This window comes from Paenibacillus sp. S29 (genome assembly GCF_049319765.1).
GTDB lineage: Bacteria > Bacillota > Bacilli > Paenibacillales > Paenibacillaceae > Paenibacillus > Paenibacillus polymyxa_B.
Genome location: NZ_JBMOUI010000040.1, coordinates 1 through 3,812 on the forward strand (window position 1 = coordinate 1; position 3,812 = coordinate 3,812).

Annotated in this window: 1 protein-coding gene; it reads right to left on the reverse strand. The window is 51.0% G+C overall.

Features of this window, described 5'->3' with window-relative positions:
• On the reverse strand, nucleotides 1–3,812 hold a 3,812-nt coding region (locus ACL9RM_RS26305; RefSeq protein WP_414126683.1), incomplete at both ends, for a condensation domain-containing protein.

Sequence of the window (3,812 nt, forward strand, 5' to 3'; positions counted from 1 at the left end):
TCGGCAAGTGCCACATTGGCAATCGAGAAGCCTGTTTGTGCCTTTGTCTCGCCGGAACCGCCCATCTGCTTCATCTGCTGCCCGATCGGGTAGTTTTCAAAGACCATAATGTGATGAATCAGGTCTTGTTTTTGTTCAGTCAGTGCCTGGATATCGTATAGCGGGAACGTATCATAGACACTGGAGGCCAAAGCCTGTTCCTGGGTGCGCTGCAATACTTCAGCAAATGTAGCATCCGGTGCACTGCCAATGCGTACTGGAATCGTGTTGATAAACAATCCGATCATGTTCTCCACGCCTGGAAGGTCTGCCGGACGACCGGATACCACACCACCAAACACAACATCCTGATTATTATTGTATTGCTGTAAAATAACGCCCCACACGCTTTGCAGCAATGTGTTAATCGTGACATGTTGTTGCTTGGCCATTTGGTTTAATGCCGCAGTCCGTTCTTTACCCAACCTAAAGGGCAGCTTTTCCAAAACATAGCCGGCATTTGAACTTTCACCGCTTCCGTCTGGTTCTTCATTGCGTGCGACGACAGAAGCTTGTGCGTTCTCACCAGGCAACAAGGTTTGCTGCTCAAAACCTGCCAAATAGTCACTCCAATAACGGGTCGCTTCCTGTGCATCCTGATGTTCCAACCATTCGATATAATCACTATACGGCTTGACAGGTGCCAGCTCTGGCTGCTTGTGCTCCAGCAAGGCAACATATGCCCCAAACACTTCGTCCGTCATCAGGGACAGGCACCATCCATCCATCACAATATGATGGAAGCTCCATACAAAACGGTATGAGCTTTCACTCGTGCGGAAGACGGCTACGCGCATAAGCGCATCCTTGCTTAGATCAAAGCCTTGAGCTTTATCCTGGGCCACAAATTCAGCTACAGCGTGTTCGCGCCCTCTGACATCCTCATAAAAGAAGCTCGGATTTTTATGACGATAGACGATCTGCAACGGTTGACCATACCAGCCGCTGTAGAAATTCGTCCGTAATATAGCATGTCGGCTAACCAGCAGCTTCAGACTTTCCTCGAATAGGGACGGTTCAAAGTACCCCTCCAGATCAAAGGTCGCCTGTTCAAAATACACGCCTGTTTCTGCATTCATCAAACTATGGAACAGCATACCCTTTTGCATAGGGGTCAACGGGTACACATTTTCCAATTCCCCAACCGTCTTGGTCTGCTCGATAATCGTATCTAATTGCTCCAGGGTCAGACCTTTTAGCAATACATCACTTGGAGTCAATTCGGTCCGCTCCCGTGTGACACAATGCTCGATCATTTCAAGCAGGTTGGATTTTAATAGATTAGCCAGCATGTGGACGGTGTCCTTACGGAAGGCTTTGCCGTTATACCGAATGTCCAGTTCCAGGATGCCGTTCGTTACGATCCCGCTCACATCGAGAGCATATTTCATCTTCGTCCGGTCACTAACGACCGATCCAATTGAGTAAGGAGACCTACGCATACCGCTGTTGTGTAAGTCCTGATCAAACTGTCCGAGATAGTTAAAGCTTACTTGTGGCTCGGCAAAATCTTGATATTGACCAAGGTTCAGCACACCAGCTTGCTGACTAGCGACTTGGCCGGATTCACTCAAATATCTCCAGATTCCGTAGCCCAGTCCTTTATTCGGAATAAGGCGCAGGCTCTCTTTGACCTGTTTGATGCGTTCTGACAAAGCGGGATCACAACCAACGTCCAGCAATACCGGATATGGACTCGTAAACCAGCCTACCGTACGAGAAAGGTCCGTATCCGGCAAAATGTTCTCACGCCCGTGTCCCTCTAAATTAATCAGACTGCGTTCATGACCCGTCCACGTGTACAGCATCATGCCCAGTGCCGTCAGAAGCAGATCGTTCACTTCCGTGTTATATGCGCGGTGTGCTTGCTTCAACAGCCGTTCAGTCTCTTCTTCCGTAAGCTGGACGACCACTGTATCCGTGTCAGCCAAGGTAAAGGGCTCAGCCTGCGCTTGATCCTCAGGCAAACGTACTTGAGCAGCCCAAGCGGCTGCGTTCCATTGCTCCCAGTAGGCGTGTTCACTGTCCATGGCTGCGCTATTCGCATAGGTGGAAAGTTTTTGTGACCAAGAACGGAATGAATCCGTTTTGTCCGGCAGCTGAAGCACTTCCTGATGAACGGCCTGTTCATAGGCAGTAGCCAAATCCTCAAACAAGATACGCCAGGATACCCCGTCCACGACCAAATGGTGAATCGCCATCAGGAGATGGTCCCCATCTGCAGAGTGGAACAAACCAGCCTTTAACAGCGGTCCTTCTTGCAGTTGGATACTGCTTTGAATTTCATTGGCTTTCGCCTCAATTGCCGCGCTGAGTATGGCTTTATCCGTCAAATCCCTAAAGTCCAGCACGTCCAGATGATACAACTCGCCTTCCTGTATTCCGCGGTTCCATGCTTTATAGCCTTGCTCGGTTTTGCTGAACACCATCCGCAGTGCATCATGGTGCTCTGCTAGTTTGCCAAGCGCCTGACGCAGAGCGGACTCATCAAAACCCTGCTCCCGGTGCAGCATAACCGCCTGATTAAAGTGATGCGCATCCACTTGGGCCTGCGCAAAGAACCCATGCTGGATCGGAAGCAACACCGTTTCTCCGCTCACTTCTCCCTGATCTGCCATACGACTGACCTCGTGCATATGCGGTGCCAGCGTTGCGACGATGGGATAGCGGAACAAATCCTTCATGTCCAGCTTGTAGCCTGCCTGGAACGCACGGGACACGATTTGAATCGCCTTGATCGAATCGCCGCCCAGATCAAAGAAATTGTCTAAAATTCCGACGGTTGGCACGCCCAGGACGGACTGCCAGATCGCTACGAGTGTTCGTTCTGTTACAGTGCGTGGCGCTGCATAATCCGCACCGCTTTGCAAACCGCCTTCTGGTGCTGGCAGGGACTTGCGGTCGATTTTACCGTTCGGTGTCAGCGGCATTTGCTCCAACTGAATGAAATACGACGGCACCATATAGCTTGGCAGCTCTTGTCCCAGCTCCTGTCTCAGTTCACCCGCTCCAAGCTCTTGACTCGCCACGTAGTACGCCACGAGCTGTGTTTGGCCCGTTTCGTCCGTGCGTGCCATAATGACCGCTTCTTGTACCGACTCCACCTGCAGCAGCTGCGATTCGATCTCGCCCAGTTCGATCCGGTAACCCCGGATTTTCACCTGATGGTCCATCCGACCCAAATATTCAATGTTGCCGTCCGGCATCCATCTTGCCAAATCGCCTGTACGATACATCCGCTCATGGTCTGACTTGTCATCAGCAAACGGATTATTCACAAATTTCTCGGTCGTCAGTTCTTCACGTTTCCAATACCCACGGGCCAATCCTTCCCCTGCAATACATAACTCGCCCGGTACGCCGACGGGCTGCAATTCCCCATTCGTATTCATGATATAGATTTGGGTATTCGCAATAGGACGTCCAATATTAATGTGCTCCGCATGGGTCAGTTCCTGCACGGTCGACCACACCGTCGTTTCTGTAGGTCCGTACATGTTATAAATGCCAGGACCGTTTATTTCTTGCAGTGCTGCGAGCAGCTTGGACGGAAGGGCTTCGCCCCCGACCATAATGGCCTTCACGCTTTGCAGTGTGCGGGAACCTGCTTCATGACCCAGCAGCATTTGTAACCGGGATGGGGTCATTTGCAACATCTCAATATGATGATGAGTAATCAATTCACCCAGTGCCTGAGGATTGACCTGATGCTGGCTGTCGCCAAGCACCACCGTCATTCCACCCAACAGGGGCAGGATGGTCTCCAAGACGAA